General features: G+C 40.4%; 26 protein-coding genes. 19 read left to right on the forward strand and 7 right to left on the reverse strand.

The window, feature by feature from the left end:
* From NYE65_RS19780 to trpA, 3 genes are read left to right on the forward strand one after another with little or no spacing between them, the layout of a single operon-like run.
* Positions 1-615: a phosphoribosylanthranilate isomerase gene (locus NYE65_RS19780; RefSeq protein WP_106028016.1), complete on the forward strand. Its 615-nt coding sequence runs from the start codon at positions 1-3 to the stop codon at positions 613-615.
* 4 nt (positions 616-619) lie between these two features.
* Complete coding sequence (trpB, locus tag NYE65_RS19785) at positions 620-1,825, forward strand: tryptophan synthase subunit beta (RefSeq protein WP_328109825.1); 1,206 nt, start codon at positions 620-622, stop codon at positions 1,823-1,825.
* Positions 1,818-2,597 carry a tryptophan synthase subunit alpha gene (gene trpA, locus NYE65_RS19790; protein ID WP_340861508.1) on the forward strand — a complete coding sequence of 260 codons (780 nt, stop codon included), beginning with the start codon at positions 1,818-1,820 and terminating at the stop codon, positions 2,595-2,597. The genes trpB and trpA overlap by 8 nt, the downstream gene beginning before the upstream one ends.
* A 253-nt stretch (positions 2,598-2,850) precedes the next feature.
* On the opposite strand, the gene NYE65_RS19795 is transcribed toward trpA, so the two are convergent.
* A complete protein-coding gene (locus NYE65_RS19795) occupies positions 2,851-3,471 on the reverse strand; it encodes a YktB family protein (RefSeq protein WP_096338294.1) in 621 nt (206 codons plus the stop codon).
* Between the two features lie 194 nt (positions 3,472-3,665).
* Between NYE65_RS19795 and NYE65_RS19800 the strand changes: the two genes are divergently transcribed.
* Together NYE65_RS19800 and NYE65_RS19805 are read left to right on the forward strand one after the other, a co-directional pair.
* Complete coding sequence (locus NYE65_RS19800; protein WP_034314018.1) at positions 3,666-3,863, forward strand: hypothetical protein; 198 nt, start codon at positions 3,666-3,668, stop codon at positions 3,861-3,863.
* Positions 3,864-4,256: 393 nt separating this feature from the next.
* A complete protein-coding gene (locus NYE65_RS19805; protein WP_340861509.1) occupies positions 4,257-5,060 on the forward strand; it encodes an inositol monophosphatase family protein in 804 nt (267 codons plus the stop codon).
* 87 nt (positions 5,061-5,147) lie between these two features.
* Here NYE65_RS19805 and NYE65_RS19810 read toward each other — a convergent pair whose 3' ends face one another.
* Positions 5,148-5,330, reverse strand: coding sequence for a YlaF family protein (locus NYE65_RS19810; protein WP_057278468.1), 183 nt, complete (start codon positions 5,328-5,330; stop codon positions 5,148-5,150).
* A 124-nt stretch (positions 5,331-5,454) separates the two neighbouring features.
* Between NYE65_RS19810 and typA the strand changes: the two genes are divergently transcribed.
* Genes typA through NYE65_RS19825 form a run of 3 tightly spaced genes read left to right on the forward strand, consistent with a single transcriptional unit; the run spans position 5,455 to position 7,922 of the window.
* Positions 5,455-7,302: a translational GTPase TypA gene (typA, locus tag NYE65_RS19815; protein WP_034314011.1), complete on the forward strand. Its 1,848-nt coding sequence runs from the start codon at positions 5,455-5,457 to the stop codon at positions 7,300-7,302.
* Positions 7,303-7,324: 22 nt separating this feature from the next.
* Complete coding sequence (locus NYE65_RS19820; protein WP_034314008.1) at positions 7,325-7,633, forward strand: YlaH-like family protein; 309 nt, start codon at positions 7,325-7,327, stop codon at positions 7,631-7,633.
* A 4-nt stretch (positions 7,634-7,637) separates the two neighbouring features.
* On the forward strand, positions 7,638-7,922 hold the full coding sequence (locus NYE65_RS19825) for a hypothetical protein (protein ID WP_034315418.1): 285 nt from the start codon (positions 7,638-7,640) through the stop codon (positions 7,920-7,922).
* A gap of 452 nt (positions 7,923-8,374) precedes the next feature.
* On the opposite strand, the gene NYE65_RS19830 is transcribed toward NYE65_RS19825, so the two are convergent.
* Together NYE65_RS19830 and NYE65_RS19835 are read right to left on the reverse strand one after the other, a co-directional pair.
* Positions 8,375-8,575 carry a YlaI family protein gene (locus tag NYE65_RS19830; RefSeq protein WP_328177651.1) on the reverse strand — a complete coding sequence of 67 codons (201 nt, stop codon included), beginning with the start codon at positions 8,573-8,575 and terminating at the stop codon, positions 8,375-8,377.
* Between the two features lie 145 nt (positions 8,576-8,720).
* Positions 8,721-9,320 carry a YhcN/YlaJ family sporulation lipoprotein gene (locus NYE65_RS19835; RefSeq protein WP_145504969.1) on the reverse strand — a complete coding sequence of 200 codons (600 nt, stop codon included), beginning with the start codon at positions 9,318-9,320 and terminating at the stop codon, positions 8,721-8,723.
* Between the two features lie 261 nt (positions 9,321-9,581).
* Between NYE65_RS19835 and NYE65_RS19840 the strand changes: the two genes are divergently transcribed.
* A complete protein-coding gene (locus tag NYE65_RS19840; protein ID WP_034314003.1) occupies positions 9,582-10,913 on the forward strand; it encodes a PhoH family protein in 1,332 nt (443 codons plus the stop codon).
* Positions 10,914-10,975: 62 nt separating this feature from the next.
* Here NYE65_RS19840 and NYE65_RS19845 read toward each other — a convergent pair whose 3' ends face one another.
* Positions 10,976-11,479, reverse strand: a complete 504-nt coding sequence (locus NYE65_RS19845) for a hypothetical protein (protein ID WP_034313999.1) — start codon at positions 11,477-11,479, stop codon at positions 10,976-10,978.
* A 221-nt stretch (positions 11,480-11,700) separates the two neighbouring features.
* Between NYE65_RS19845 and NYE65_RS19850 the strand changes: the two genes are divergently transcribed.
* Together NYE65_RS19850 and pyc are read left to right on the forward strand one after the other, a co-directional pair.
* Complete coding sequence (locus NYE65_RS19850) at positions 11,701-11,982, forward strand: YlaN family protein (RefSeq protein WP_034313996.1); 282 nt, start codon at positions 11,701-11,703, stop codon at positions 11,980-11,982.
* A 605-nt stretch (positions 11,983-12,587) separates the two neighbouring features.
* On the forward strand, positions 12,588-16,025 hold the full coding sequence (pyc, locus tag NYE65_RS19855) for a pyruvate carboxylase (RefSeq protein ID WP_340861510.1): 3,438 nt from the start codon (positions 12,588-12,590) through the stop codon (positions 16,023-16,025).
* A gap of 189 nt (positions 16,026-16,214) precedes the next feature.
* Here the strand turns inward: pyc and NYE65_RS19860 are convergent, their stop codons facing one another.
* Positions 16,215-17,201 (reverse strand): COX15/CtaA family protein, encoded by a 987-nt coding sequence (locus tag NYE65_RS19860; protein WP_098184689.1) that lies wholly within the window; start codon positions 17,199-17,201, stop codon positions 16,215-16,217.
* A 600-nt stretch (positions 17,202-17,801) separates the two neighbouring features.
* On the opposite strand from NYE65_RS19860, the gene cyoE reads away from it, so the two are divergent.
* The 7 genes from cyoE to NYE65_RS19895 all read left to right on the forward strand — a co-directional run bounded on the left by cyoE (position 17,802) and on the right by NYE65_RS19895 (position 24,651).
* Complete coding sequence (cyoE, locus tag NYE65_RS19865; protein WP_034313989.1) at positions 17,802-18,740, forward strand: heme o synthase; 939 nt, start codon at positions 17,802-17,804, stop codon at positions 18,738-18,740.
* 253 nt (positions 18,741-18,993) lie between these two features.
* On the forward strand, positions 18,994-20,076 hold the full coding sequence (gene coxB / locus NYE65_RS19870) for a cytochrome c oxidase subunit II (RefSeq protein WP_034313987.1): 1,083 nt from the start codon (positions 18,994-18,996) through the stop codon (positions 20,074-20,076).
* A 24-nt stretch (positions 20,077-20,100) separates the two neighbouring features.
* Complete coding sequence (gene ctaD / locus NYE65_RS19875) at positions 20,101-21,972, forward strand: cytochrome c oxidase subunit I (protein WP_106027286.1); 1,872 nt, start codon at positions 20,101-20,103, stop codon at positions 21,970-21,972.
* Entirely contained in the window at positions 21,972-22,601 is a 630-nt protein-coding gene (locus NYE65_RS19880; protein ID WP_034313980.1) for a cytochrome (ubi)quinol oxidase subunit III, read from the forward strand. The genes ctaD and NYE65_RS19880 overlap by 1 nt, the downstream gene beginning before the upstream one ends.
* Before the next feature lie 3 nt (positions 22,602-22,604).
* Positions 22,605-22,940 (forward strand): cytochrome c oxidase subunit IVB, encoded by a 336-nt coding sequence (gene ctaF, locus NYE65_RS19885; protein WP_034313978.1) that lies wholly within the window; start codon positions 22,605-22,607, stop codon positions 22,938-22,940.
* A 141-nt stretch (positions 22,941-23,081) separates the two neighbouring features.
* Positions 23,082-23,984 (forward strand): cytochrome c oxidase assembly factor CtaG, encoded by a 903-nt coding sequence (ctaG, locus tag NYE65_RS19890; protein ID WP_445670427.1) that lies wholly within the window; start codon positions 23,082-23,084, stop codon positions 23,982-23,984.
* Positions 23,985-24,189: 205 nt separating this feature from the next.
* Entirely contained in the window at positions 24,190-24,651 is a 462-nt protein-coding gene (locus NYE65_RS19895) for a DUF420 domain-containing protein (RefSeq protein ID WP_048684536.1), read from the forward strand.
* 110 nt (positions 24,652-24,761) lie between these two features.
* On the opposite strand, the gene NYE65_RS19900 is transcribed toward NYE65_RS19895, so the two are convergent.
* The gene (locus NYE65_RS19900; RefSeq protein WP_034313973.1) at positions 24,762-25,124 is read right to left on the reverse strand and encodes a YugN family protein; all 363 of its coding nucleotides are present in this window, start codon (positions 25,122-25,124) and stop codon (positions 24,762-24,764) included.
* Between the two features lie 345 nt (positions 25,125-25,469).
* On the opposite strand from NYE65_RS19900, the gene NYE65_RS19905 reads away from it, so the two are divergent.
* A complete protein-coding gene (locus tag NYE65_RS19905; protein WP_223255878.1) occupies positions 25,470-26,504 on the forward strand; it encodes a CAP domain-containing protein in 1,035 nt (344 codons plus the stop codon).
* Positions 26,505-26,579: the final 75 nt, after the last annotated feature.

Here is a 26,579-nt window from a genome sequence, read left to right on the forward strand (position 1 = left end):
ATGTTAGTGAAAATCTGTGGGATAAAGACTTTGGCAGCTGCTCAGACTGCTGTTAGTTCCGGGGCAGACTTCATTGGTTTCATTTTTGCCGAGAGCAGCAGGAAGGTTGAGCCGGAGATAGTAGGAGATTTCGGAGCGAATCTAGCTGGCCATGTTAAAAAGGTCGGAGTGTTTGCCAATCAAACTGAACAAGAAGTGATAAAAAGTGCTGAAATTGCGGGATTGGATTATATTCAGCTTCATGGTAACGAGTCTGCCAGCTTTGCCCGCAGAATGCCCCTGCCGGTGATCAAGGCCTTTGCCATCCATACAGAGAAAGACTTTGAAAACCTGCATGAATACCCAGCGGATTATCTATTGGTCGATCTTCCTAAGAGCGCATCCGGCAAGGGATTGACTTTGGATTGGGATATGATTCGAAAAGCTGATCTGCCACTGGAGAAGGTAATTCTAGCTGGTGGGCTGACTCCGGAAAATGTCGGAAAAGCGATTAATGCCGTTTCACCATTCGCAGTTGACGTAGCAAGTGGTGTTGAAACAAACGGATTAAAAGATGCTGTAAAAATGAAAGCATTTATCAATGAGGCAAAAAATACAGCCGGAAAAGAGGAATGAATAGATGAATACTTATACACAGCCTGATAAAACTGGACATTTTGGAGCATATGGAGGCCGCTTCGTTCCAGAAACTTTAATGGCGGCGATTACGGAGCTTGAAGAAGTATATGAACAATCTAAAAATGATCCAGAATTCCAAAGGCAGCTAAGTTATTACCTGAAACAATATATCGGTCGGGAAACACCTCTTTATTTTGCGGAGAACTTAACGAGACTGGCTGGCGGTGCAGATATTTATCTGAAGCGCGAAGACTTGAATCATACCGGAGCCCACAAAATAAATAATACGATCGGCCAGGCTTTGCTGACTCAGAAAATGGGCAAGAAAAAAGTGATTGCCGAAACGGGTGCAGGACAGCACGGGGTTGCAACGGCGACTGTGTGTGCTTTGCTAAAGTTGGAATGCATCATCTTTATGGGGGAAGAAGATATCAGGAGACAGAAATTGAATGTATTCAGGATGGAGCTTTTGGGAGCCAAGGTCATATCTGTATCACAAGGAAGCGGGACACTGAAGGATGCAGTAAATGAAGCGTTACGATATTGGGTGGCTAATGTGGATGACACCCATTATATAATGGGATCAGTTCTTGGTCCGCACCCATTCCCCGTAATTGTCCGTGATTTTCAAAGCGTGATAGGGAATGAAACAAAACGTCAATATTCTGAGGCGGTTCATTCCCTGCCGGATGCAGTAGTTGCATGCATAGGCGGAGGAAGTAATGCAATGGGGATGTTTTATCCCTTCATTGAGGATGAAACGGTAAAGTTATACGGAGTGGAAGCGGCAGGGCATGGACTTCATACACCGTTGCATGCTTCAAGTTTGACGAAAGGGAAACCTGGGGTGCTCCACGGGGCATTCATGTATGTTTTGCAGAACGAGGACGGTCAGATCCAGGAGGCACATTCTATTTCGGCAGGGCTGGATTATCCAGGGGTAGGGCCTGAACATAGTTACTTAAAAGATACGAATCGGGTGGAATATACTTCAGTAACCGATGATGAAGCCTTGGAAGCCCTAGCGATGCTGTCAAGGGAGGAGGGGATCATCCCCGCTTTAGAAAGTTCACATGCCATTTCCTATGGTTTAAAGCTTGCTAAAGAAATGGAGAAAGGAACAGGACTGGTGATTTGCCTGTCCGGCCGTGGTGATAAGGATGTTGAAACGGTCCAATCATTGATGGGGGGTAGTGAACATGAATAAATTAACAAATGCGCTTGAAGAATGCCAAACAAAGCAGGAAAAAGCATTCATACCATATATCATGGCAGGTGATGGAGGTCTTGATGGGTTAAAGAGCCAGCTTCTTTTCCTTGAAAACAGCGGGGCGACTGCCGTTGAACTAGGAATACCTTTCTCTGACCCTGTCGCTGATGGACCCGTTATCCAACAAGCTGGAATCCGTTCTTTGAAAAATGGAACAACTTTAAAAGATGTTCTGAAAAAAGTAATGGAAATCAAAAATGATGTGAACATCCCCATTATTTTAATGGGATATACGAATTCAATCCTGGCTTATGGACTTAAAGAGTTTACGACTGACTGTCTTCAAGCAGGAATTTCCGGGTGCATCATCCCCGATTTACCGATTGAAGAAGAAGCCATCTTTTCATCAATCAAAACTGCAGGGATCGTTCTTATCCGACTTGTGACACTCACGTCTCCGCAAGAGCGCATCACTGAGATAACCGCAGGGGCGGAGGGCTTCATCTACGCAGTTACAGTCAAAGGCATCACAGGTGCCCGTGATGCCTTCGGAGAAGAACTTGGAGGCTATTTAAAGAAAGTAAAAGAGATAAGTCCAGTTCCCGTTCTTGCCGGGTTCGGCATATCGACTCCAGAACATATCCGTGATGCCATACAATACTGCGATGGAGTCATTGTCGGCAGCAAGATCATCGAATGCTTCGAGACAGGCAAGGAAGACCGAATTAGAGACTTGATTCAAGCAAGCAAAGGTTTAGTGCAAAAATAGGGATGGAGAGACTCCCAGCCTGCCCTTAGTTTATAGGCAAAAGGAGTTCTAATTAAAACATAGTTGATTGGGGCGGGTGTACGAGACTCTGGCGGAAAAGCGAGTCCTGGAGGCAACGGTCAAATTTTTAAAAACCTAAAAAAACTGTAGACAACCCAATGATTATCGAGTTTGCCTACAGTCTGAGGAGAGCTCTTTGGCTCTCCTTTTATATTATCCAGTTATTGTTGGATCCGAATAGGAATCAATGTGTTTAATTTAATTGATATAAGGGTAAAAGATGTTCAAACGCATCTTGAATGGTTTCAATGAAATCATCATCTTTTAACTTAATAGCGTCATCACGGGAAATTTTTATACCGCATAGGATTTCGGCTTTCTTTACCGTTTGCAAACGGGTGAACATTGAATTCAAATCATCTACTCCAAGACCATCATGAGGGATGACATCAGGTTTTGTATGGTCCATTGACCAAACATAATGGGAGGGAATGCTATTCACCAATCGATCTGCCTGCTGCTCCAGATGCTTTCCGATTTCCATTTTATTAGGGGCTTCGTAAATGACGGCATACCAGATGAACATATGCGTTTCCCATAACCCAATTTGGAAATGCGGCATCATTTTATAACCTCTGCTATTGGCAGCAAAAGCAACCCATGTATCATTAGGGGGATTCACTGTCCGTCTAGCATGCTTTGCAACGTGAGGGTGCATTTCATCGCCGGTCATAACTGAGAGCTTTTGAGAAAAGTGCTCACCTAGGGCTTGCAATTTAGGCTGGATCCGTTCTTTTAAAGCATCCATGCGCGGTTCCAATCCATCAATTTTAAAAACATCAAAATCATCTGCTGTAAAACTTGCTATATTCATTTTCATCTCTCCTACCGTAATATCTGCACATATTGTAGCATAAGTAAAAGTAAAATTTAAAAAATACGATTCGGGTTGGCAATGTAAAATTCCTTATAGGTTATAGCACAAATTAGTTGCTATTTGAGGTAGGAAGTCATATGATAATATAAATTCAGAAAATTACGTTAATTAACGAAGGGAGAATGTTAATTATGAAACAAGTCATGAACCAAGCATTAAAAGCTAAAGAAGTTGAAAGACATAGAGCTGCAGTGTTAAGAATGGAAATGGACTATGAATTAGCAACCCTTTTTGAAGCAATCGGTGAAGAGAATGACCAAAAGAGGTCACAATGCAAGCAAAGACTAGAACGCATCCGCTTGGAATTGTTGAAACTGAAAGCCTTGTAAATGATTGGCTGCAGAGACCTTGAAGGAGAATGAATTAAGGAAATGAATCAATTTCAATACAAGGAATTTTATTATAGATAACGGACACTTTATTTTATTAAAAAATAATGTGTCCGTTTTTCATTAAATGTCCAATATATATAATGTGGAATTTCATTTGGTCTCGAGTCCCTTTAATAAGGAAGGGGAACGTCAAGTAAGGGAGAATATTCTTGCTGGCTAAATCATGATTACGATTAATGGATGGGAAGTCAAGGAAACTTCCTTCCTCATCAGTTAAAAAAATGGAAAATTTAAGATGTTAAAAGCTTGAAGGCAAGCTATATTTGCTTTAATCTTTAAAAGAGGATCATTTTAATGTAGTTTCTGATCATAAAGGACGGGGATATTATAATGGCATCGGTCAAGGAAATGGATACATATGCGAAGTTATGGATGAAAGAAGCCGGTAATAGGCTAAGGGCGTCCTTCAAAACCAAGTTGAATATTGAAATGAAAACGAATCCGAATGATTTGGTAACTAATATGGATAAGGGGATAGAAAAGTTTTTTTGCGAAAAAATCGGCGAAGCTTTTCCAGAACACCGCATTTTTGGTGAAGAGGGAATGGGCAATGATATTAAAGACCTAAAAGGTACGGTGTGGATCATCGATCCAATTGATGGAACTTTGAACTTCATTCATCAACAGAGGAATTTTGCGATTTCTCTTGGGGTTTATGTGGATGGCATCGGAAAGATTGGCATGGTTTATGATGTCTTTAGTGATGAATTATATCATGCGATTAAGGGACAAGGAGCATTTCTGAATGATCAAAGGCTCCCATCTCTTGAAGAGGCATCGGTAAGCAAAGCGATCATTTCCATTAATGCAAGCTGGGTAACGGAAAACCGGAGGATCGACCCGAGTCTTTTGGCACCGCTGGTCCGGGATGCAAGAGGAACACGTTCTTATGGCTCGGCAGCGTTGGAGCTGGCATTCGTGGCCGCTGGGAGGATTGATGCATACATAACCATGAGACTCATGCCTTGGGACTTTGCCGGGGGAGTTTTACTGGTCGAGGAAGTGGGCGGGGAAGCTAGTAATATGAAAGGTGACAAATTGGATTTTTTAAAAGGCGACTCACTTTTCGTATCAAAACCAGGGCTGCACAAAGAAGTATTTGACAAATACTTATCAGGAAACTCCAGCCGTTAGTATCAAGGACTGATTGCGGCCATGATAAAAGTCTCGGATAGAAATAATTAACAAAAAAACTCGCTGTCTGCCAGCGAGTTTTTTATATTATAACTTCCCGGCTTCACGTAATTTCTTCTTCTGGGTGAAACCGAACCCCATGATTCCGCAAAGAATAACGATTGCAGCTAATATTCCAATCAAGCTTTTTTCAGCAATGAAGATGCCAATGGAGCCAATGCATGATGTTGCCAATACCGCTAATATTAAGAAATTCCATTTAATGTTCATGAATATCACCCCTAATATATCTATTGTACATAATTTCTGTATTTGTTTCTAGTATGTTTGTGATATAATATGTAAGTTAATACTAGTGATACGTTTTACACAAACTTTTTTAGGAGTGAATTTTTTGAAATTAAGAGAAAATATTCGTAATATAGCCATCATTGCTCACGTTGACCATGGTAAAACGACGTTAGTGGATCAGTTGCTAAAGCAATCTGGTACTTTCCGTGAAAATGAACATGTGGAAGAACGTGCGATGGATTCTAATGCGATTGAAAAAGAACGCGGAATTACGATTCTTGCGAAAAATACAGCAGTTCAATACCAAGATACAAGAATCAATATTTTGGATACGCCTGGTCATGCCGACTTTGGTGGTGAGGTGGAACGGATCATGAAAATGGTCGATGGCGTTCTTCTTGTTGTTGATGCATATGAAGGCTGTATGCCGCAAACTCGCTTCGTGTTGAAAAAAGCATTGGAACAAAAGATCACGCCAATCGTTGTCGTGAACAAAATCGATAAAGATTCTGCACGTCCAAATGAAGTGGTCGATGAAGTAATTGACTTATTCATCGAACTAGGAGCTGAAGAAGAACAATTAGACTTCCCAGTTGTCTTCACTTCAGGTATCGCTGGTACTGCGAGCTTGGATTCAGATCCTGCTAAACAAGAAGAAGACATGACCCCACTTTTCGAAACAATCGTCGAAACGATCCCTGCACCAATTGATAACTCAGATGAACCGCTTCAATTCCAAGTGGCTTTACTTGACTATAATGATTATGTAGGACGTATTGGTGTTGGCCGTGTATTCCGCGGTAAAATGCATGTAGGTCAACAAGTTTCATTAATGAAACTTGATGGGAAGGTTAAACAATTCCGTGTAACGAAAATCTTTGGTTATATTGGCTTGAAGAAAGTTGAAATCCAAGAAGCCGTTGCTGGTGATTTAATTGCCGTTTCTGGTATGGAGGATATTAACGTAGGGGAAACGGTTTGTCCGACCGAGCACCCTGAAGCTCTACCTATCCTGCGTATTGACGAGCCAACATTACAAATGACTTTCCTTGTAAATAACAGCCCATTCGCAGGCCGTGAAGGTAAATTCGTTACAGCTCGTAAAATTGAAGAGCGTTTGAGAAACCAATTGCAGACTGATGTCAGCTTAAGAGTCGAAAATACTGATTCTCCGGATGTCTGGATTGTTTCAGGTCGTGGGGAGCTTCACCTTTCCATCCTGATCGAAAACATGAGACGTGAAGGTTATGAACTGCAAGTTTCTAAACCGGAAGTTATCGTTCGTTTGATTGATGGTGTCCGTTGTGAGCCGGTTGAACGTGTACAAATCGACGTACCAGAGGAGCACACTGGTTCGATCATGGAATCAATGGGAGCCCGTAAAGGTGAATTATTGGATATGATCAACAGCGGAAGCGGTCAAGTTCGTTTACTGTTCACGATCCCAGCTCGCGGACTTATTGGCTATTCAACTGAGTTCTTAACAATTACACGCGGATATGGTATCATGAACCATTCATTTGACAGCTATCAACCAATGGCACAAGGTCAAGTCGGCGGAAGACGCCAAGGTGTACTTGTATCCATGGAATCAGGAAAAACTACACAATACGGTATTATGCAAGTAGAAGACCGCGGTGTTATTTTCGTTGAGCCAGGTACGGATATTTATGAAGGCATGATCGTCGGGGAACATAACCGTGATAGCGATTTGACTGTTAATATCGTTAAAGCGAAACAAATGACCAATATGCGTTCAGCAAATAAAGACCAAACTTCTTCCATGAAAAAACCAAGAATCATGTCCCTTGAAGAAGCTCTGGAATATTTGAACGATGACGAGTACTGTGAAGTAACTCCGGATTCAATCCGCCTTCGTAAAAAAATTCTAGATAAAAACGAGCGTGAAAGAGCAGCTAAAAGAAAAAAAGTTGCTATTGAAGAAAAATAAATAGCAAGAGGAGGAGAAAAGATTGGATATCCAAGAGCGATTATCATTTTTTGCAGCATTGTACAGAGTGGATGAAAATCCTGAAGCAGGAATGTGGTATTTATATTTGACGGTCTTTGGATTATGCATCCTTGTCTATCAGTTAGGTTTTGCCAAAAAGTTACCATTGCTAAAAAATGTGGTCATTTATGTGGTAATGGCACTTGGATGTACCCTTCTTTCTTTCTTTGCGGTGTTTCTCCCTATGGGGGAGGCATTAGTCATCGCTTCGCTTGTTCTGGGGATTTATAGGATACGTCTTCATAATTCGAGAAAAGAAGAACAGGCTTAAGATGATGAAATCATTACAGGATGCTTTATACAATTGGTTGACGATCAAAGTTGTCTGTGATGCAAGGCCTGATGATTCAGCTGCACGCGATACAGAAATGTTTTTCATGCAGATGCTGAAAGACGATCATCAGGTGATAATCGATTCGGTTACAAAAACAGAACCTTTTTATTTCGTCGAGTACCTTTTGGGAGACGAAATGAAAAAGCAGCGTTATCCGATTGAATTGATTGATATCATGTTAGACCAAATTCAGTTAGAGCCAGAAAAGTATAAAAATATCGAGTAATGATAAAAAGAACCGTGCGATTTAAGCACGGTTCTTTTTATATTGCTTTAGGGAGGGAAAGACCATAAAAAAGATGTAAGATTGTCCACAAAAAGAAAGCTGTCAAATCAGAAGGAAGGACAACTTCTGTTTTTGACAGCGCCGATAATGGGAAGTAAAGCATGATGGCTGGAATGATCGTGATAAAAGCAAGTGCGTATTTGTTCCATTTCCTGAAAACTTTCAAAGGATGTAGAAAATAAACGTAACTATACGTAATTGCCAGTGAGAAAAGGAGGTGGAAAAAGAATAATGATTCCTCACTCCAGGAAACCGCTCCCATTAGGGGGAGGAAATCCACATTCAATAAAAGCTTATACACTTGTTTACCGGATAGCATTTCGACTCACTTCATTATCCATCCAAGCAGAAGTCCATTGATCAGGCCAATCAGAGTAACTTTATAAAATGTTTTACCACTCATCTTCATTTTTGATCGTCCGATAAAGACGGAAGTTACCGGTAGCAATCCGCTCGTTCGTACGCTCTTCTATGCGTAGGTTGCATGTATTGCACATATAGGTATGTATAGGACGGTTTCTAAGTTTCTTCGCTTCTGGGCTATCGTCAGGTATAGATTCAATTTGATCGCATATTACACATTTAACCTTCATATTAGTTGAACCTCACTTCAATTTGAATATGCTTTTAAGTATACCAATATTTTTATGGTAAAACGAGGATAAAGTGAAACTAACAGTTGAACGTTGATTGTTGGGTATGAAAAAGACCCGAAGATTCATTTCGGGTCGGGTAAATTCATTCTTTAAAGTGATTGGATTGATCATTTTGCTCTTTATCGAGTTCTTTTCTTTCCGTATCATCATCAAGTTTATTTTTTTCCTTTTCGATGTTCTTAGATGGCGTTGGGGTTAAAATATCACCAGGAACCTCCGGGATGACTCGGCTTGTGATGTCAGCGAGTTCATTTAGGATCCCGGTTACCGGTTTGCCATCTTTAATATCTTTGGCTACCTCCCTGATCCGCTCATTTAAATCCGGGTCAGCGACGATGATGGCACTAGCACCGTCAGGATCATGTTTTAAAGTTTCTCCGACTGAGTACTTTATCGTTCCAACCTGTGAACGCTCAATATCTTGGTCGATATCTATTCCGACGATGGCGTATTTGCCAAGTACGACTGCGGTGGCATCGTTCACCTCTGGAATGGACTTAGCCAAACCGGTGAGTCTTTCCGCAGTTTGCTGACCTGTATTCCTGTCTGCTTCCTTAATGGTCGTATTATTGACTTTCGTTATATTGTTTTGCGCATTATTTTCAGACACTTCATTTTTATTATCCGTTGCGCAACCTGACATCAACAGTACAGCAGCGAGCGACAATATGATTTTTTGCAATGTACAACCTCCTTAAATGTTCTTTGGTTCCAGCCTGTCCGCCACCGACCAAGTCTGTTGTCATTATTACATGCAGTGAAACATGGTGTAATCAATGTTGGGGATGGCATTCTTTGCTGGAAGTTTTCTTTATAGTCTGTAAATGTTCTTCTATCTTTATGCAAAGGAACATATATTTTATCAACAGTCTCGTCCGCTACATAACTGCTGAGTGTAGTAAATGGTAAGACATATCCTATAGAGCAGGCAGGAGGCGTCATATTGGGGAAAAAAATCTATGTTTTAGATACGAATGTCCTGTTGCAGGATCCGTATTCGATTTATTCATTCGAAGATAATGAAGTTGTCATTCCAGCAGTCGTTTTAGAAGAATTGGATTCAAAAAAAAGGTATATGGATGAAATCGGAAGGAATGCCAGGCAAGTATCGAAATTGATCGATAGTTTTCGTGAAAAAGGAAAGCTGCATCAGAGCATTCCGCTTCATAATGGAGGCAGCATAAGGATTGAACTCAACCACCGTTCATTTCACAAACTTCAGGAAATTTTTGTTGAGAAAACGAATGATAACAGGATATTGGCAGTCGCGAAAAATTTATCTTTGGAAGAAGAGACGAAGGAAGATGGAAAAACGGTCATTCTGGTTAGCAAAGATACTCTCGTCAGGGTTAAAGCTGACGCCATCGGTCTAGAGGCAGAGGATTTTTTAAATGATCGCGTTGTAGAACTGGATCATATATACGCTGGGCACAAAGAAGTGTATGTATCGATTGATAACCTGAATAAGTTTTATGAAAAAAGTTTTCTTTCACTGGAAGAACTGACAAAAGATGCATATTACCCAAATCAATTCCTGTTGATGAAGGACACGCTGGGCAGTTCAGCTTCGGCGATCGGGATAGTGGATGAGAACTGCAGGCTAGTCAAGAAACTGATGTATGAAGGGGAGCATATTTGGGGAATTAAACCGAGAAATGTCCAGCAGACCATGGCCCTTGATTTGTTGCTTCGTTCGGATATCCAGCTTGTGACGCTCATTGGTAAGGCGGGGACAGGCAAGACTTTATTGGCATTGGCAACAGGATTGATGCAAACTGAAGATTTATCACAATATAAGAAACTTTTGGTTGCCAGGCCCATTGTTCCGGTCGGTAAAGATATTGGTTATCTGCCTGGGGAAAAAGAAGAAAAATTAAGACCATGGATGCAGCCTATTTTTGATAATCTCCAATTTCTGTTCAATACGAAAAAACCTGGGGAATTGGATGCGATTTTAGCAGGAATGAGTTCGATCGAAGTTGAAGCCCTCACCTATATCAGGGGAAGGAGCATACCGGATCAGTTCATCATCATCGATGAAGCGCAGAACTTAACGAAACATGAGGTCAAGACAATCTTGACGAGGGTCGGGGAACGGAGCAAAATTGTCTTGATGGGGGACCCGGAGCAAATAGATCATCCTTATTTAGATGAATATAATAATGGTTTGACCTATGTTGTGGAAAAATTCAAGACCGAGCGTATAGCCGGCCATGTTAAATTGATAAAAGGGGAAAGATCGGGATTGGCACAACTGGCAGCTACACTTTTATAATGCAATCGGCAAGGGGGTTCCCTTGCCGATTGCCAAAGTTTTTGGCAAGGATGAACGCAGTCTTATTTAACAGTGAAAGACCGTACATTTTTTATCGGATCATTGATGTTGGAAGCGTCTCCGAAATAAATTTCCAGGGGGCCGCCTTCGGATATTTTAAGCGGCTTTCCATCCTTGGAAAAGCCCAGGAAAAATTCAAGTGCCGTTGCCAACGGGAATGTAAGTTCCTCATCATCGGTTGTAACGATGACTTCGGTCACCCCATTTTCAGGTTCGGCGTTTTTTAAAAACGGTTCAAAAGGGATGCCGAAAGTCCCTTCCAGCAATCTTTGCTTCTCGAATTTTCTTTCCGTTTTTATTGTGGGTGGCATTATTGCGCCTTCCTGTATTTCTTTTTGCCAATGTTTGGAGGCGGCAATCGTATATTCTTCTAGTTCATTGACTTGGACTCTTTCAGCGTGGAAATATGTATCGATTTCAACTTTACGGTCATCAAAAATCCATACTCCAGGATCTAGCGTAATTGGATATTTCACTTTTCCATTTATAAATACGATGGGTTCCAAATATCTCATTCCTTTCTGTTGCTCTTTAATGATTATAATCAATTATAATAGAAATGTCACATCTTCAAGATGGTGAACAAATTCCATGGCTGGGTATATCCATTTGAGAGGTGATCGTGATATTTCAATGGCAAATTGTTCGTCAATGTCCTTGCTTTTTCACAAAACTAAAGGTAGAATTTAGAGATAAGATTTAATCGCTCTGAGCGGGGGGATTTAACATGGCATCTGATATGCTTGTCAATCATCGAGAAAAAGCTTATGCTTTATTAAAAGCAGATGCTGACAAGATTCTAAAACTGATAAAAGTTCAAATGGAAAATCTCACTATGCCTCAATGTCCTTTATATGAAGAGGTACTTGATACGCAAATGTTCGGCCTATCACGAGAAATTGATTTTGCCGTACGTTTAGGTTTGGTAGAGGAGACCGAGGGTAAATCCCTTTTGGAAACCCTTGAACAGGAATTGTCAGTTTTGCATGAAGCATCGTTAAAAAAATAATAGATAAAACATACTAACTCAAACAAATCTCGATGATTGTTTGAGTTTTTTATTTATATACACAATTAATGAATAATGTTATACTATATTTAATAGTGACATACTAATTGGTTCGCGAAGTTCAATTTTAGTTATCTTATTCTTTTGAATTCTTTCTAAGTTCAATGGTCATCTTCCGATTTTAAAAATATTCCCTGTGGGATTTTCCGGTCATATGGTTTTGATCAATAATGGATCGATAGTAGGGGAGTCAGATCTAATTCCCTGTGTTTTTATACGAATATATGTAATTTTTTATTTTTTTATTGTATTCAGTTAATTTTAGTATTATTGTTATATTAATTGAATGTTAAATCAAATTGATAATATATTATTATAGCTAAATTTTAATTTGTTAATGATAAATGGCTCTTTTTTTTGTCTTTATCGGATGTGAAAAACGAAAATATAAAATATATCGAAATAATTACATCAGCGATAAAATGAGCCTAAACAGATTGGAGTCCTTATTAGGGAAATCAATTCATGAATAAAAAGTGGTGGAAATCTTTCACGCTTTTTTTCTATATATTCAATAAAAATACATATTGATTAGGGTGGTAGCAATGGGGAAACGTATAGAAAAAGTACTTGCGGCAAATCGCGGGGAAATAGCGATAAGGATTTTTCGGGCTTGTACGGAATTAGACATTCACACAGTTGCAATCTATTCAAAGGAAGATTATGGTTCTTATCACAGATATAAAGCGGATGAGGCATATTTGGTCGGGGAAGGCAAAAAGCCGATTGATGCATACCTGGATATTGAAGGCATAATTGCGATTGCCAAAATGAGTGGCGTCGATGCGATTCATCCCGGTTATGGTTTCCTTTCAGAAAATATTGAATTTGCGAAACGTTGTGAGGAAGAGGGCATAATCTTCATCGGACCAGAATCAAGACACCTAGATATGTTTGGTGACAAAGTAAAAGCCAGAACACAAGCTGAACTGGCGGATATTCCGGTTATCCCTGGTAGCGATGGACCGGTGACCAGTGTTGAAGAAGTCAAGGAATTTGGTGAACGATACGGTTTTCCAATTATTATAAAAGCCTCATTAGGCGGCGGCGGACGCGGAATGCGAATTGTCGGAAAAATCGAAGAAGTTGAAGAGGCTTATGATCGCGCAAAATCAGAAGCTAAAGCAGCTTTTGGTAATGATGAAGTCTATGTAGAGAGATTCATACAAAATCCGAAGCATATCGAAGTTCAGATTTTGGCTGATACTCATGGGAATATCGTCCATTTATATGAGCGTGACTGTTCCGTTCAGAGACGGCATCAAAAAGTTGTGGAAGTGGCACCTTCCGTTTCCCTTTCCGAAGATTTAAGGGAAAGGATTTGTGAAGCAGCCGTCAAGTTGGCTAAAAATATTGATTATGTAAACGCTGGTACGGTCGAGTTCCTTGTCGCAAATGGCGAGTTTTACTTTATTGAAGTCAATCCACGGGTACAGGTTGAGCATACGATCACTGAAATGATTACGGGCATTGATATCGTTCAATCTCAAATCATGGTGGCTGAAGGGCATGAGCTCCATGGCAAGAAGATCGGGATTCCCGAACAAGCAGGCATTAAAACTCATGGATATGCGATTCAATCAAGGGTGACGACCGAGGATCCATTGAATAATTTCATGCCTGATACCGGGAAAATGATGGTGTACCGTTCCGGTGGGGGATTCGGTGTCCGCCTGGACGCAGGGAATGGGTTCCAAGGTGCGGTCATCACACCATATTATGATTCCCTTCTCGTTAAACTTTCTACTCATGCGCTTTCATTTGAGCAGGCAGCTTCCAAAATGGTTCGTAACCTTAAGGAATTCAGGATTCGTGGTATTAAAACAAATATCCCCTTCCTTGAAAATGTTGTAAAACATGAAAAATTCATAAATGGGGAATATGATACATCATTCATTGATTCAACACCGGAATTATTTAGCTTCCCAATTAGAAAAGACCGTGGGACAAAAATGCTTTCATATATCGGAAATGTGACCGTGAATGGATTCCCGGGAGTCGAGAAAAAGAAAAAACCTGTTTTTGATCCAGCACCGATTCCGAATGTTGGTGGCTTGCCGCTTATCTCGGGTACAAAAAATATACTTGAAGAGCAAGGAGCAGAGGGACTGGTCAATTGGATCAAAGAACAGAAAGAGGTATTGATCACCGATACGACTTTCCGTGATGCACATCAATCTTTACTGGCGACGAGAATCAGGTCGAAAGATATCCTTGATATCGCAGAACCTACAGCAAAACTGCTTCCTGATTTATTTTCAATGGAAATGTGGGGCGGGGCAACTTTCGATGTCGCCTATCGTTTCTTGAAAGAAGATCCGTGGGACAGGCTGTTAAGTTTCAGGAAAAAAGCACCGAATGTCCTATTACAAATGCTTTTAAGGGCTTCAAATGCAGTTGGTTATAAAAATTATCCTGATAATGTCATTCGTGAATTCGTCGAGAAATCAGCGGATGCAGGCGTTGATGTTTTCCGTATCTTCGATAGTTTAAACTGGGTTAAAGGGATGGAATTGGCTATTGATGCAGTCCGTCAATCCGGCAAAATTGCAGAAGCTGCCATTTGTTATACAGGGGACTTGAATGATCCAACACGCAGCAAGTATAATATCGACTACTATAAAAATATGGCGGTGGAATTGGAACAAGCCGGTGCCCATATTTTAGCGATCAAGGATATGGCAGGCCTCTTGAAGCCTGATGCTGCATACCGCCTTGTATCGGAACTGAAAGAAGCGACATCCCTTCCGATACATCTGCATACTCATGATACAAGCGGAAATGGGATTTACATGTATTCGAAAGCGATCGAAGCTGGTGTGGATATCGTTGATACGGCGATTGGTTCATTAGCTGGACTTACCTCGCAGCCAAGTGTACAAACACTTCATTATGCATTGGAGGGGTCAAGCAGACAGCCTAAGCTGGAAGTCGATTCACTGGAGCGTTTAGGAGAATACTGGGGTGAGGTCAGGAAATTCTATCATGACTTCGAAAGCGGCATGAACGCGCCTCATACCGAGGTTTACAAACATGAAATGCCGGGCGGTCAATATAGTAATCTGCAGCAGCAAGCCAAAGCAGTTGGGCTGGGAGATCGCTGGCATGAAGTGAAAGAGATGTATCAGCGCGTCAATGTAATGTTCGGCGATATCGTTAAAGTGACTCCTTCATCCAAAGTTGTTGGGGACATGGCTTTATTCATGGTACAAAATAACCTGTCAGAAAAGGATGTTCTGACAAAAGGTAAATCCATCGATTTTCCTGATTCAGTCATAGAGTTATTCGAAGGCTATCTAGGTCAGCCGGTTGGGGGATTCCCTAAAGAGCTTCAGGAAGTTATCCTGAAAGGGAAGAAACCTATAACAGTAAGACCGGGTGAGTTATTGGAAGAAGTGGACTTTGCAGCACTTAAAGAAGAATTATTCAAGGAATTGGGACGGGCAGTCACTGATTTCGATGTGCTTGCATATGCCCTATATCCAAAAGTATTCCTTGACTACAATAAAACGATTGAGCTGTTTGGAGATGTTTCCAACCTCGATACCGCGACTTTCTTATATGGTATGAGGCTAGGGGAAGAAATCGAAGTTGAAATCGAAAAGGGTAAAACGCTTATCGTAAAATTGGTTTCAATCGGCCAGCCATTGGCTGATGGAACACGGGTTGTGTATTTTGAGTTGAATGGTCAATCACGTGAAGTGATCATCAAGGATGAAAACATTAAATCTTCCGTTGTATCAAAAGTAAAAGCTGATCCAAAAAATAAAGAACAAATCGGTGCGACAATGCCAGGTACGGTAATTCGTGTAGTGGTCGAGAAAGGAGATCAGGTCAAGCAGGGTGATCACCTGATCATTACGGAAGCGATGAAAATGGAAACCACCGTGCAAGCACCATTCTCCGGGACCGTCAAAGATATTTATGTAAAAGATGGAGAAGCGATCAGTACTGGAGACTTATTGATTGAAATAACTAAGTAATATCGCTGACTGTGACCTTCTGAATGATTTAGGGTATATGGGGTATGCTTGAGGTTTCAAGCTGCCCTACACCCTCTTTCAAGGCAATCCACGGTATCTTAAGACAAAACAAGAAACAAGAACCACCATTCCCTAGGGAATGGTGGTTCTTGTTTTGTCCTATTATATTATTGATTGAACAATCAGAAATTAACGGGCGGGTACTGTTGGTGTTATGTCCTTTTCATCCTGTCCTTTGACTGTGTGCGTGGAGTTTCTTTTTTGCTTGGCCAGTGCATTTTTTTTGCTTCTTGATGTCAATAGCATCAAATAGCTCATTACACCAAAAAAGCAGGCAATGAATAATGCGTGTGTCAATGCGATATATAAGTTTTGCCTTGAGAAAATGATGAAGGCTCCAGCGGTAACCTGTAAAAATACGAGAATGAACGCAGCCATCCAACCGCCATATAACACTTTTTGATTTTTGTAATGTTTTTTTGCGATATAAGCCACATACGATACCCAAATGAAAATGGCGCCTGCGATTGCACGGTGTCCCATCTGAATCCATTCATAAAGGTTAGTGGGGAGTGCGAGGCTGTCATTTACACATAAAGGCCAATCCTTACAGATAAGACTTGATTCTGTATGCCTTACAAGAGCACCTGTATATACGACAACGAGACAAAAAATCAATACGCCAATGATATGGAATTTCATTCGTTTGTCAACTATAAGTTTTTCGGCTTCGAACTTCTTGTCTACTTCAAAAATCAACAATGTCAGTAAAAAGACGGCAGCAAAGGAAATGAGCGATATGCCGAAATGAAGGGCAAGGACAAAATCGGATTGTGACCAAATGACGGCAGCGGCCCCGATTAACCCTTGTAGTAACAGAAAACCAAAAGAAAGGACGGATAAGAAACGTGCTTCACGGATATGGCCGATTTTTTTCCAAGACATATACGATAAAATTAAAACCAAGAATCCTCCAGCACCTGAAACGAGACGATGGGAAAGTTCAATGACCAATTCAATCGTGATTTTGTCCGGGATCAATTGGCCATTGCACAATGGCCAGGACCTGCCGCATCCCATGCCGGAATCCGTCTTCGTGACTAAAGCGCCGCCAAGTAAGATGAAAAGCATTACAATCGTTGTTAAAACAGCAAACCATTTAAGAGACGATTTCACTAGTAGTCCCACCTTTTTCTCTGTAGCAAATTAGGATTGTTCCATAAAATTAATAATAGCATAAGATTTTTCATAATATTTGTCGAACTTCCTCGATATTACACAAAATAGAATGATTTTACAAGTTCAGTTAATATTATAACTATTAATTAAAATGCCTGAAATAGTTGAAAGTTACAAAAGACTTTGATAGAAATAAAGGGAGTGTAAACCTTCAAGTAGGAGCAAAATAGGGATAGAGCCTAGGGGATGATGATAATAGCATACTATTCATGTTCTTGATGAACATCTTACAAGAGCAGTAAATTATTGAGACACAAATTGGTCAAAAATATCCGAAAAATTTTCACAAAAGCTTCCAAAAATGTGTTTTAATATATTGAAGAAATGATTTTACTAAATTTTACTGTTATTAAGCATGATATTAAGAATGATAGCTCTCGATGGATTCCATTGACGACAGTCATTGGTAAATAATTTACTTTTTGTTTACGCTTCCTTGGTTACAAATATCAAAAAGTATGAAATAATGTTCTATAGCATATGTAAGTATTTTTTTGCATTTGCGTCTGTGCTGAATGATTTAAAGGAGGAAAACAAATGTCAGAAACAAGGGGTTTGTCAGAAGCTGTCATGGAGGACAGTAAAGCCGCCCTTCAATCGGATATACCTGAAACAACAGCTTGGAAGGATTTTCTCGCACTTATAAAAGTGGGGATCGTCAATTCAAATATAATTACAGCTTTTACCGGCGTGTGGTTGGCTCTTCATTTTTCGGGGCTTAGCTTCTTAAGCAATCTAGATGTAGTGTTTTATACACTTGCAGGTTCGGCGCTCATAATGGCGGGATCTTGCAGTTTCAATAATTATTATGACCGTGATATCGATCATTTAATGGAAAGAACGAAAAACCGTCCAACGGTAACCGGGAAAGTACAGCCTTCAAAGGTATTGGCGTTAAGTTTCGGCTTAATTGCTGCAGGGCTGATTTTACTTGCATTGACTAATATGACAACTGCCATACTGGGAGCATTCGGCGTCTTCGCCTATGTTGTTTTATATACTATGGTTTTCAAACGTAGATTTGTCTCGAATACGATAATAGGCAGTATATCCGGAGCGGTGCCTCCGCTTATCGGGTGGGCTGCGGTCGACCCGGGCCTTGATAAGATCGCCTGGGTCCTGTTCGCGATCATGTTCTTGTGGCAGCCTCCTCATTTTTATGCACTTGCAATGAGGCGTGTCGAAGAATATCGCGCAGCTGGAGTACCTATGCTTCCGGTCGTAAAAGGGTTCAAGGCTGCAAAAAGATCGATTATGCTATGGATCATCTGTTTAATGTTCATTCCTTTCTTTTTAACTCCATTAGGAACACCGCTAGTTATTCTTGCTGCATTATTGAGCACAGGTTGGCTTATTTTGGGAATTAAGGGGTATAAAAAGAAAGACGATGTTAAATGGGCAACATCCATGTTTGTATATTCTTTAAATTATATGACCATTTTATTTGTAGCGATGGTTATTGTCACACTGATCTAGATTTGGTTTAAATAAACTGGCGGCCTGTTCTTTTACAGGCTCCAGTTTACTGATAAATAAAGCACTGACCGCCATTCATACATATTAACGGAACCAACAGGGGCATACATAAGAGCGGTTACATGAATCAACTTAATAATTCCTTAGATTAGGGATTCTTTCTTTTTAGAAATTGACATAGAGAGAATATTCGCAATTGCGCCCATTTTTATTTTTGTGAGAAAATTTTGACGAAAGAGGGGTTTCTGAAGCTATGAAAAAAAGGCTGCACAAATGGCGCCTAATTGCTCTGCTGGGAATTGTAGGACTTGTCCTTTCGGGCTGCGGCGAACCATTTCTATCCGCACTGAAGCCAGCTGGCGATGTTGCGCAATCTCAGTATGACTTACTGATATTGAGTACACTAATCATGGTACTGGTTATTATTGTTGTGATTATTTTGTTTGTTGTAGTTATACTACGCTTCCGTCGGAAGGAAGGCGACGAAACAATACCGAAACAAATTGAAGGAAGTCATAAACTCGAAATTATCTGGACTGTTATTCCTATCCTTCTTTTAATTGTTCTGGCTGTTCCAACCGTCGTCACGACTTTTGACTTAGCCGACACAAAGGCAATGGATAAGAAAGATAAGGATGGAAAGACGAAGGATGCACTTGTCGTGAATGTTAGGGCAAACCTTTATTGGTGGGAGTTTGAATATCCAGACCTTGGCGTCGTAACAAGTCAGGATTTGGTTGTGCCGACAGATCGAAAAGTGTACTTCAATCTAACTGCTTCAGATGTTAAGCACTCATTCTGGGTACCGTCTGTCGGAGGAAAGATGGATACAAATACAGAAGGGGTCAATCAGTTTTTCTTAGAATTCGACGGTGAAAAGGCAGAAGATTCGAACAATGTATTCTACGGAAAATGTGCTGAGCTTTGCGGTCCTTCACATGCTTTGATGGATTTTAAGGTCATAACGAAGTCTAAAAGTGATTTTGAAGCATGGACTAAAGATATGAAAGCCTCGAAGGAACCTGTCGTTGAAGGCGATCTGGCCAAACAGGGTGAAGATGTCTTTAATCAAAGTTGTATAGGCTGCCATGCGGTGACGCCGAATGACAGCAGGCCTGAAGCTGCTCGTCAGGCTCCGAATCTGGCTACATTCGGTGAGCGTGAAAAAGTTGCTGGCGTATTGGATCATACGGAAGAGAATGTGAAGAAATGGATCAAGGATCCTGAGAAGTATAAACCGGGCAACACGATGACCGGTACTTACGGTGAACTTTCGGATTCAGATATTAATGCACTGGCAGCTTATCTATTAGAGCTTAAGGTGGAAGACAAATAGAACATTGATTAAGGAGGTTAAATCGTGAGTACCTACGCTAATAAAAAAGGATTTGGCGCTACGCTTTGGGATTATCTGACGACGGTAGACCATAAGAAAATCGCCATTCTATATCTTATCTCTGGCGGGTTATTCTTTGTAATCGGCGGTTTGGAAGCGATGTTTATCCGCATCCAGCTTGCAATCCCAAATAATGACTTCGTTAGTGCCGGATTTTATAATGAAATTTTGACCATGCACGGTACGACAATGATATTCCTGGCGGCAATGCCATTGGTATTTGCTGTTATGAATGCGGTTGTGCCATTACAGATAGGGGCGCGTGATGTTGCGTTCCCATTTTTGAACTCATTAGGTTTTTGGCTGTTTTTCTTTGGGGGAGTCTTTTTAAATCTTTCCTGGTTTTTAGGGGGGGCTCCCGATGCAGGCTGGACATCGTATGCATCACTATCCCTTCACTCCGAAGGCCATGGCATTGATTTTTACGTCCTTGGACTACAAATATCAGGTTTTGGAACACTAATGGCAGGGATCAATTTCCTAGTAACCATCATTAATATGCGTGCGCCAGGTATGACATATATGCGTATGCCGCTGTTTACCTGGTCAACTTTCGTTGTTTCTGCATTGATATTATTCGCTTTTCCTCCGCTTACCGTGGGATTGGTGTTAATGATGTTCGATCGGATGTTTGGTGCGAATTTCTTTGATGTAGCGGCAGGGGGAAATACGATCATTTGGGAGCATTTATTCTGGATATTCGGTCACCCGGAAGTATATATCCTGATTCTTCCAGCGTTCGGTATTTTTTCTGAAATTTTCGCTACCTTCTCCAGAAAAAGATTGTTTGGTTATTCATCGATGGTATTTGCAACCGTTTTAATCGGTTTCTTAGGTTTCATGGTTTGGGCGCACCATATGTTTACCACTGGTCTAGGTCCGATCGCAAATGCAATCTTTGCCGTGGCGACCATGGCTATTGCTGTACCGACAGGTATTAAGATATTCAACTGGATTTTTACGATGTGGGGAGGAAGCGTCAAGTTCACGGTTCCGATGCTTTATGCAGTTGCCTTTATTCCTACATTTACAATGGGCGGCGTGACTGGTATCATGCTCGCATCTGCACCTGCCGATTATCAATACCATGATAGTTATTTCGTTGTTGCCCATTTCCACTATGTAATCGTCGGTGGGGTTGTATTAGGTTTATTGGCAGGGATCAATTTCTATTGGCCGAAGATGTTTGGGACAATGTTAAGCGAAAAATTGGGGCAAATCACATTTTGGACGTTCTTGATTGGTTTCCATTTAACATTCTTCATTCAACATTTCTTAGGTTTGATGGGGATGCCTCGTCGCGTATTTACATTCTTGGACGATCAAGGCTTTAATACAGGTAATATGATTAGTACTGTGGGAGCCTTTTTGATGGCATTTGGTGTCTTGGTTATGGTCATCAATATCATCATTACATCTGTGAAGAATGAAAAGGTCGGCAATGATCCTTGGGGAGATGGCCGTACGCTAGAATGGGCCATTCCATCACCACCGCCTTTTTATAATTTTAAACAACTGCCGTTAGTCCGCGGATTAGATCCATACTGGGTTGAAAAAATGGAAGGGAAAAAGGAAATGACTCCTGCAGAACCACTTGGGGATATCCATATGCCAAATTCATCTATTCTTCCATTAACGATTGCTTCAGGTTTATTTATCGCTGCATTCGGCGCTTTATACCATATGGATGATAAGACATGGACCCTGCCTATAATGATAGTAGGACTTTTGGTGACATTTGGTTCAATGTTTATCCGTTCAGTTAAAGACGATCATGGATACCATATTCATAAAGCAGACCTTATGGACGATAAAGACAAGGGAGGTAAGGCATAATGCAAACAGATGAAAGATTCACGGATGCCACTTGGCCTGCTTCTCCCGAGAAAGCGACTTTAGAAGGTAAAAATAAGTATTTAGGTTTCTGGTTGTTTCTTGGTGGAGAGACTGTATTATTCGCCTCACTATTTGCAACATACCTAGCATTGAAGGATAAAGTTCCAAATGGTGATGCAGCCTTAGCTAAAGATTTATTCGAATTACCACTTACTTTTGTAGCAACCATGCTGTTACTGACCAGTTCATTGACCAGTGTGTATGCAATGTACCATATGAAAAATAACCACTTTAAACAAATGCAAGCTTGGCTTGTGATTACGGTTGCACTTGGTTTTGGTTTTCTTGGACTCGAGATTTATGAATTTAATCACTATGTTCATGAATTCCATCATACCTTTACGAGCAGTGCCTTCGGCTCCGCGTTTTATACGTTAGTTGGTTTTCATGGAGGACACGTTGCTTTCGGTTTGGTTTGGATAATATCTCTTATGGTTCGTAATGCAGGAAGGGGCTTGAATTTGTATAACGCTCCTAAATTTTTTGTTGCGAGTCTATATTGGCATTTCATTGACGTAGTCTGGGTATTTATCTTTACTGTCGTATACTTAATGGGAATGGTGGGATAACTGATGGCGAATGAACAATCAAATTCAGCGAACCCGAATGTCGATTTAAAATATCGCCGTAAGAAAAATGCTGAAGAGATGAAACACCAAGTGATATCATTTACACTAATGATTTTCTTTACATTACTTGCTTTTGCTGCAGTTGGAATTGAGGGTTTTTCACATTGGTTCATTAAACCGGTCATTTTGCTGCTGGCAGTTGTACAAGTGATTTTCCAATTGTATTATTTCATGCACATGAAGCATAAAGGGCATGGCACCATTGCATTGTTCTTATTTTCCGGCCTTGCAGTGGGCTTGATAACGGTCCTTGTGTTCCTAACGATTGTTTGGATATAAACCATAAAGAAAATCGGCTATTGAATGATAGCCGGTTTTCTTTATGTGGTGATTCTCATCCAAGTTTATCTATATTTGTTACAATGTTTCATTTTAGGTATAATGGATAGTAAGAAAAAGTTCATGAACGAGGTGATTTTTTTGTCTATTGATATTTTTGGATTTCGCGCTTTGTGGAGTCCTTATTATTTTGCCGCCCTCGTACTTATTACCGTTGGCTATTTTTGGCTGGTGACAAAAAAAAGGGGGAAGTTTCCGGGCAGCTCATCGCTTTCCGTCAAACAGGCAACTTATTTTTTGATAGCCATGTTCCTTCTTTATGTGGTAAAAGGATCGCCGCTGGATTTATTGAGCCATATCATGTTCAGTGCCCACATGTTTCAAATGGCACTGCTCTATCTCGTGATTCCGCCATTATTTATCATTGCGATTCCAGATTGGCTTATGAGAACACTCATAAATTCAAGGGGAGTGAAGCCGTTATTTCAGTTTTTCACGAGACCTCTTATCGCCCTTTTATTATTTAACGTTCTTTTCTCGTTGTACCATATCCCGTTAGTATTCGACTTTATCAAAACGGGGATGTGGATTCATGCTGGATACACGGTCCTTTTATTTACGACCGCTGTTTTGATGTGGTTCCCGCTTGTCAATCAACTGCCCGAACGTGAAAGTCTATCAGGTGTGAAAAAAGTAGCTTATATATTCGGCAGTGGCATTCTAATGACCCCTGCCTGTGCTTTAATCATATTTGCTAATGATCCGATGTATGATACATTCACCAATGCGGAATCTTGGGCCAGTGCCATGGAACTTTGCGTTCCGGCCTCCGCACTATCCGGTTTAACGCTCAGTGGTCCGGAAATGTTCAATGGACTGCCATTGCTTGAGGATCAACAGCTTGGCGGGGTTCTGATGAAAGTGATTCAAGAAATCGTATTAGGCTATGTATTGGGTGTCATTTTCTTTGCTTGGTTCAAAAAGGAGAATGGCAACCAAAATGATATCGATCCTATACCTTCGGATTTTCAGACTGCAGAATAATTGTACGATAAAAGACTTGTCTTGGGGCGGACAAGTCTTTTATCTGACTTTACCTGATTCGAATTAAAGCAAATAGCCAGTAATTTGACTTGGGTATTCTATAAAAGTGAGCATTCTGTTAATAATCCTTGATTTTATTGAATTTTATGATTGCCTCTTATAAAATGGTAGTTGATTAATAAATATAGAGAGGACTACATTTCATATGTCTTTACCAATCCTTCCAACGATAAGTACAGCCTTCATTGTATTAAGTGCCATCACTGTTGCAATAGGCTGGTATCAAATTAAACAGCGCAAAATCGAGACCCATAAAAAAACCATGATGGCAGCTGCGATTTTTGCGGTGATCTTTTTCACTATATATCTTTCTCGGACGGTCTTCATTGGTAGTACGTCGTTTGGCGGACCCGATGACATAAAAATTTATTATACGATTTTTTTGATTTTCCATATAACGCTTGCAACAACTGGAGCTGTTTTGGGAATCATCATGCTTACCACTGGGTTTAAAGGTAAATTCGCCATTCATAAAAAAATCGGGCCGGCGACAAGCATCATTTGGTTTTTCACTGGGATTACTGGAGTAGCTGTTTACATTCTGCTTTATGTGATTTATCATGGCGGCGAAACAACATCTTTAATAAAGGCTATCCTAGGATTTTAAAATGACAAAAAAGCCTGGTGCAAAAAAAGCATCAGGCTTTTGTATTGGATACAAAAAAGAGAGCATCACACATGTTCCTCTCTCTTTGTACCACTTTTCGCTGACGGCTTTTATAGGCCGTTGAATTGCGTAAGTTCTTCTTTGATTTGAGCGAGGATTTTTTCACTTTGTTTAACTAGTGATGCAGGAAAATCCTCCCCTTCACCATATTCAACTCCGTGTGGATAATAGTGTTTTCCTAATAGAGGAACCATTAATTTGATGACGGCCCTGTGAGCGCCAACATCGCCCTCTGTAGCATAGCCAAGTATTCTCAGGTAAAACGTGCCTTCTTTTAATTCGAACTTACGATCGTAACTTACTCTTTCGTAATCCCATTGTTCTGCTCGTATTAAACCATATTGCGGCATTAGGTCATCTAATCGGTTTAAGTCGGCTGTGATGTTTTCGATTCCAAAGCTTTCAAATTTCACGAGTAGTACCTCCTATGTTTACTATTGAGAATTAAAATGACATACCGGGAAAATATTATGTACATGAATATATTAAAAATCTCCAAGTATGTTTATAATATACCATTTTATCCTATATTTTATAATAGTACGAAATGGTGGAAGTTGCAATGAACTCAACCATGGTATTTTAATCATTCGCAAAAGTTCCATTTTTAAAATAAATTTAATGAAGGGGCAGTCTAACGTAAATTAGAAAAATATGATTGAACAGTGATATAATCAGGAAAGAAAGGTTTTTGCATTGGATACATAAATTAGATAGAGAGAGGGAGTGTTCCTCTGCGCAGTTTAGGTAAGGTGTTGGTGTTAATCATTATTTTTTTCGTAATCGGTATTTATCTTAATATCGGCGATGAAGATGAAGGGAACCCCCTTATTGATGGTAACAAAGGTGTTAACCCCAATGGACATATAAATGAAAGAAGCACTTCCTCTGAAAAGGAAGGGGTTACTGAAGTGACAGAAGGTCTGGCAGTAACGATCGGGAAAAATGCAAAAGAGATAGAAAGGGAATACGGTAAGCCGGATCGAATTGATTTGTCTGCCTATGGATATGAATGGTGGGTTTATAAAAAGGATTACAATAATTATTTCCAATTAGCCGTTGAAAATGAAAAAGTGGTATCTGCTTATGGAATCGGTGATGAGGTAAATGTCGCTCCTTTTAAAATTGGACAATCGATTGATGCCATCTATTCCAGTTTATATGTGGAACCAACTGTTGATATTGAAGTTGGACACAGTTCCTATCGTTTTGAATTGTCGGAGGAAGATATGAACATGAGGCCGTTAATTGATTTAGGGAATATTAATGTTCAGCTTTATTTGGATAAGTTCACTGGTACTGTTTCAAGCATCCGATTCTTGAATGATTCCGCCCTATTGAAACAAAAGCCGTATGAGTTGACCTATCATGGTGAACTTGTGACAGTTAAGGACCTTTCAGATGAGGACATGGCGAAAGTGGAAGATGGAAATGAGCAGCAAATATTCGATATTACGAATATCATGCGCAGCAGATTTGATTTGAAGCCTTTAGAATGGGATGCCGCTACTGCGGAGGTTGCTTACCTTCATAGCCGGGAAATGAAGGACACCCCTGAAGGAACCCATGTTTCTGAAACAAAGGGGGATTTGGAAAATCGTCTTGATGCAGGTCATGTGAAATACAGGGCGGCAGGTGAAAATATAGCAGCCCATTATGTGGATGCAGCTGCGGTCATGGAAGGTTGGCTAAATAGCAAAGGACATCGGGATGCGATGCTGAACGAGGAATTTACAGGTCTGGGCGTCGGGGTATATAAAAATTATTACACCCAGAATTTCATAAAGAGATAAAAAAACGGACCCGGTTTGGGTCCGTTTCAGTTTGTTGACAAGGGGTTCGGAATTAAAAAATTCCGAACCTTTAAT

Source organism: Peribacillus sp. FSL R5-0717, assembly GCF_038002945.1.
Taxonomy (GTDB): Bacteria; Bacillota; Bacilli; order Bacillales; family DSM-1321; genus Peribacillus; species Peribacillus frigoritolerans.

What these genes read in the sequence shown, in the direction of transcription:
- NYE65_RS19780 (WP_106028016.1), top strand. Translation starts at nt 1, where the DNA reads ATGTTAGTGAAAATCTGTGGGATAAAGACTTTGGCAGCTGCTCAGACT.
- trpB (WP_328109825.1), top strand. Translation starts at nt 620, where the DNA reads ATGAATACTTATACACAGCCTGATAAAACTGGACATTTTGGAGCATAT.
- trpA (WP_340861508.1), top strand. Translation starts at nt 1,818, where the DNA reads ATGAATAAATTAACAAATGCGCTTGAAGAATGCCAAACAAAGCAGGAA.
- NYE65_RS19795 (WP_096338294.1), bottom strand. Translation starts at nt 3,471, where the DNA reads ATGAATATAGCAAGTTTTACAGCAGATGATTTTGATGTTTTTAAAATT.
- NYE65_RS19800 (WP_034314018.1), top strand. Translation starts at nt 3,666, where the DNA reads ATGAAACAAGTCATGAACCAAGCATTAAAAGCTAAAGAAGTTGAAAGA.
- NYE65_RS19805 (WP_340861509.1), top strand. Translation starts at nt 4,257, where the DNA reads ATGGCATCGGTCAAGGAAATGGATACATATGCGAAGTTATGGATGAAA.
- NYE65_RS19810 (WP_057278468.1), bottom strand. Translation starts at nt 5,330, where the DNA reads ATGAACATTAAATGGAATTTCTTAATATTAGCGGTATTGGCAACATCA.
- NYE65_RS19825 (WP_034315418.1), top strand. Translation starts at nt 7,638, where the DNA reads ATGAAATCATTACAGGATGCTTTATACAATTGGTTGACGATCAAAGTT.
- NYE65_RS19830 (WP_328177651.1), bottom strand. Translation starts at nt 8,575, where the DNA reads ATGAAGGTTAAATGTGTAATATGCGATCAAATTGAATCTATACCTGAC.
- NYE65_RS19850 (WP_034313996.1), top strand. Translation starts at nt 11,701, where the DNA reads ATGGCATCTGATATGCTTGTCAATCATCGAGAAAAAGCTTATGCTTTA.
- pyc (WP_340861510.1), top strand. Translation starts at nt 12,588, where the DNA reads ATGGGGAAACGTATAGAAAAAGTACTTGCGGCAAATCGCGGGGAAATA.
- cyoE (WP_034313989.1), top strand. Translation starts at nt 17,802, where the DNA reads ATGTCAGAAACAAGGGGTTTGTCAGAAGCTGTCATGGAGGACAGTAAA.
- coxB (WP_034313987.1), top strand. Translation starts at nt 18,994, where the DNA reads ATGAAAAAAAGGCTGCACAAATGGCGCCTAATTGCTCTGCTGGGAATT.
- NYE65_RS19880 (WP_034313980.1), top strand. Translation starts at nt 21,972, where the DNA reads ATGCAAACAGATGAAAGATTCACGGATGCCACTTGGCCTGCTTCTCCC.
- ctaF (WP_034313978.1), top strand. Translation starts at nt 22,605, where the DNA reads ATGGCGAATGAACAATCAAATTCAGCGAACCCGAATGTCGATTTAAAA.
- NYE65_RS19895 (WP_048684536.1), top strand. Translation starts at nt 24,190, where the DNA reads ATGTCTTTACCAATCCTTCCAACGATAAGTACAGCCTTCATTGTATTA.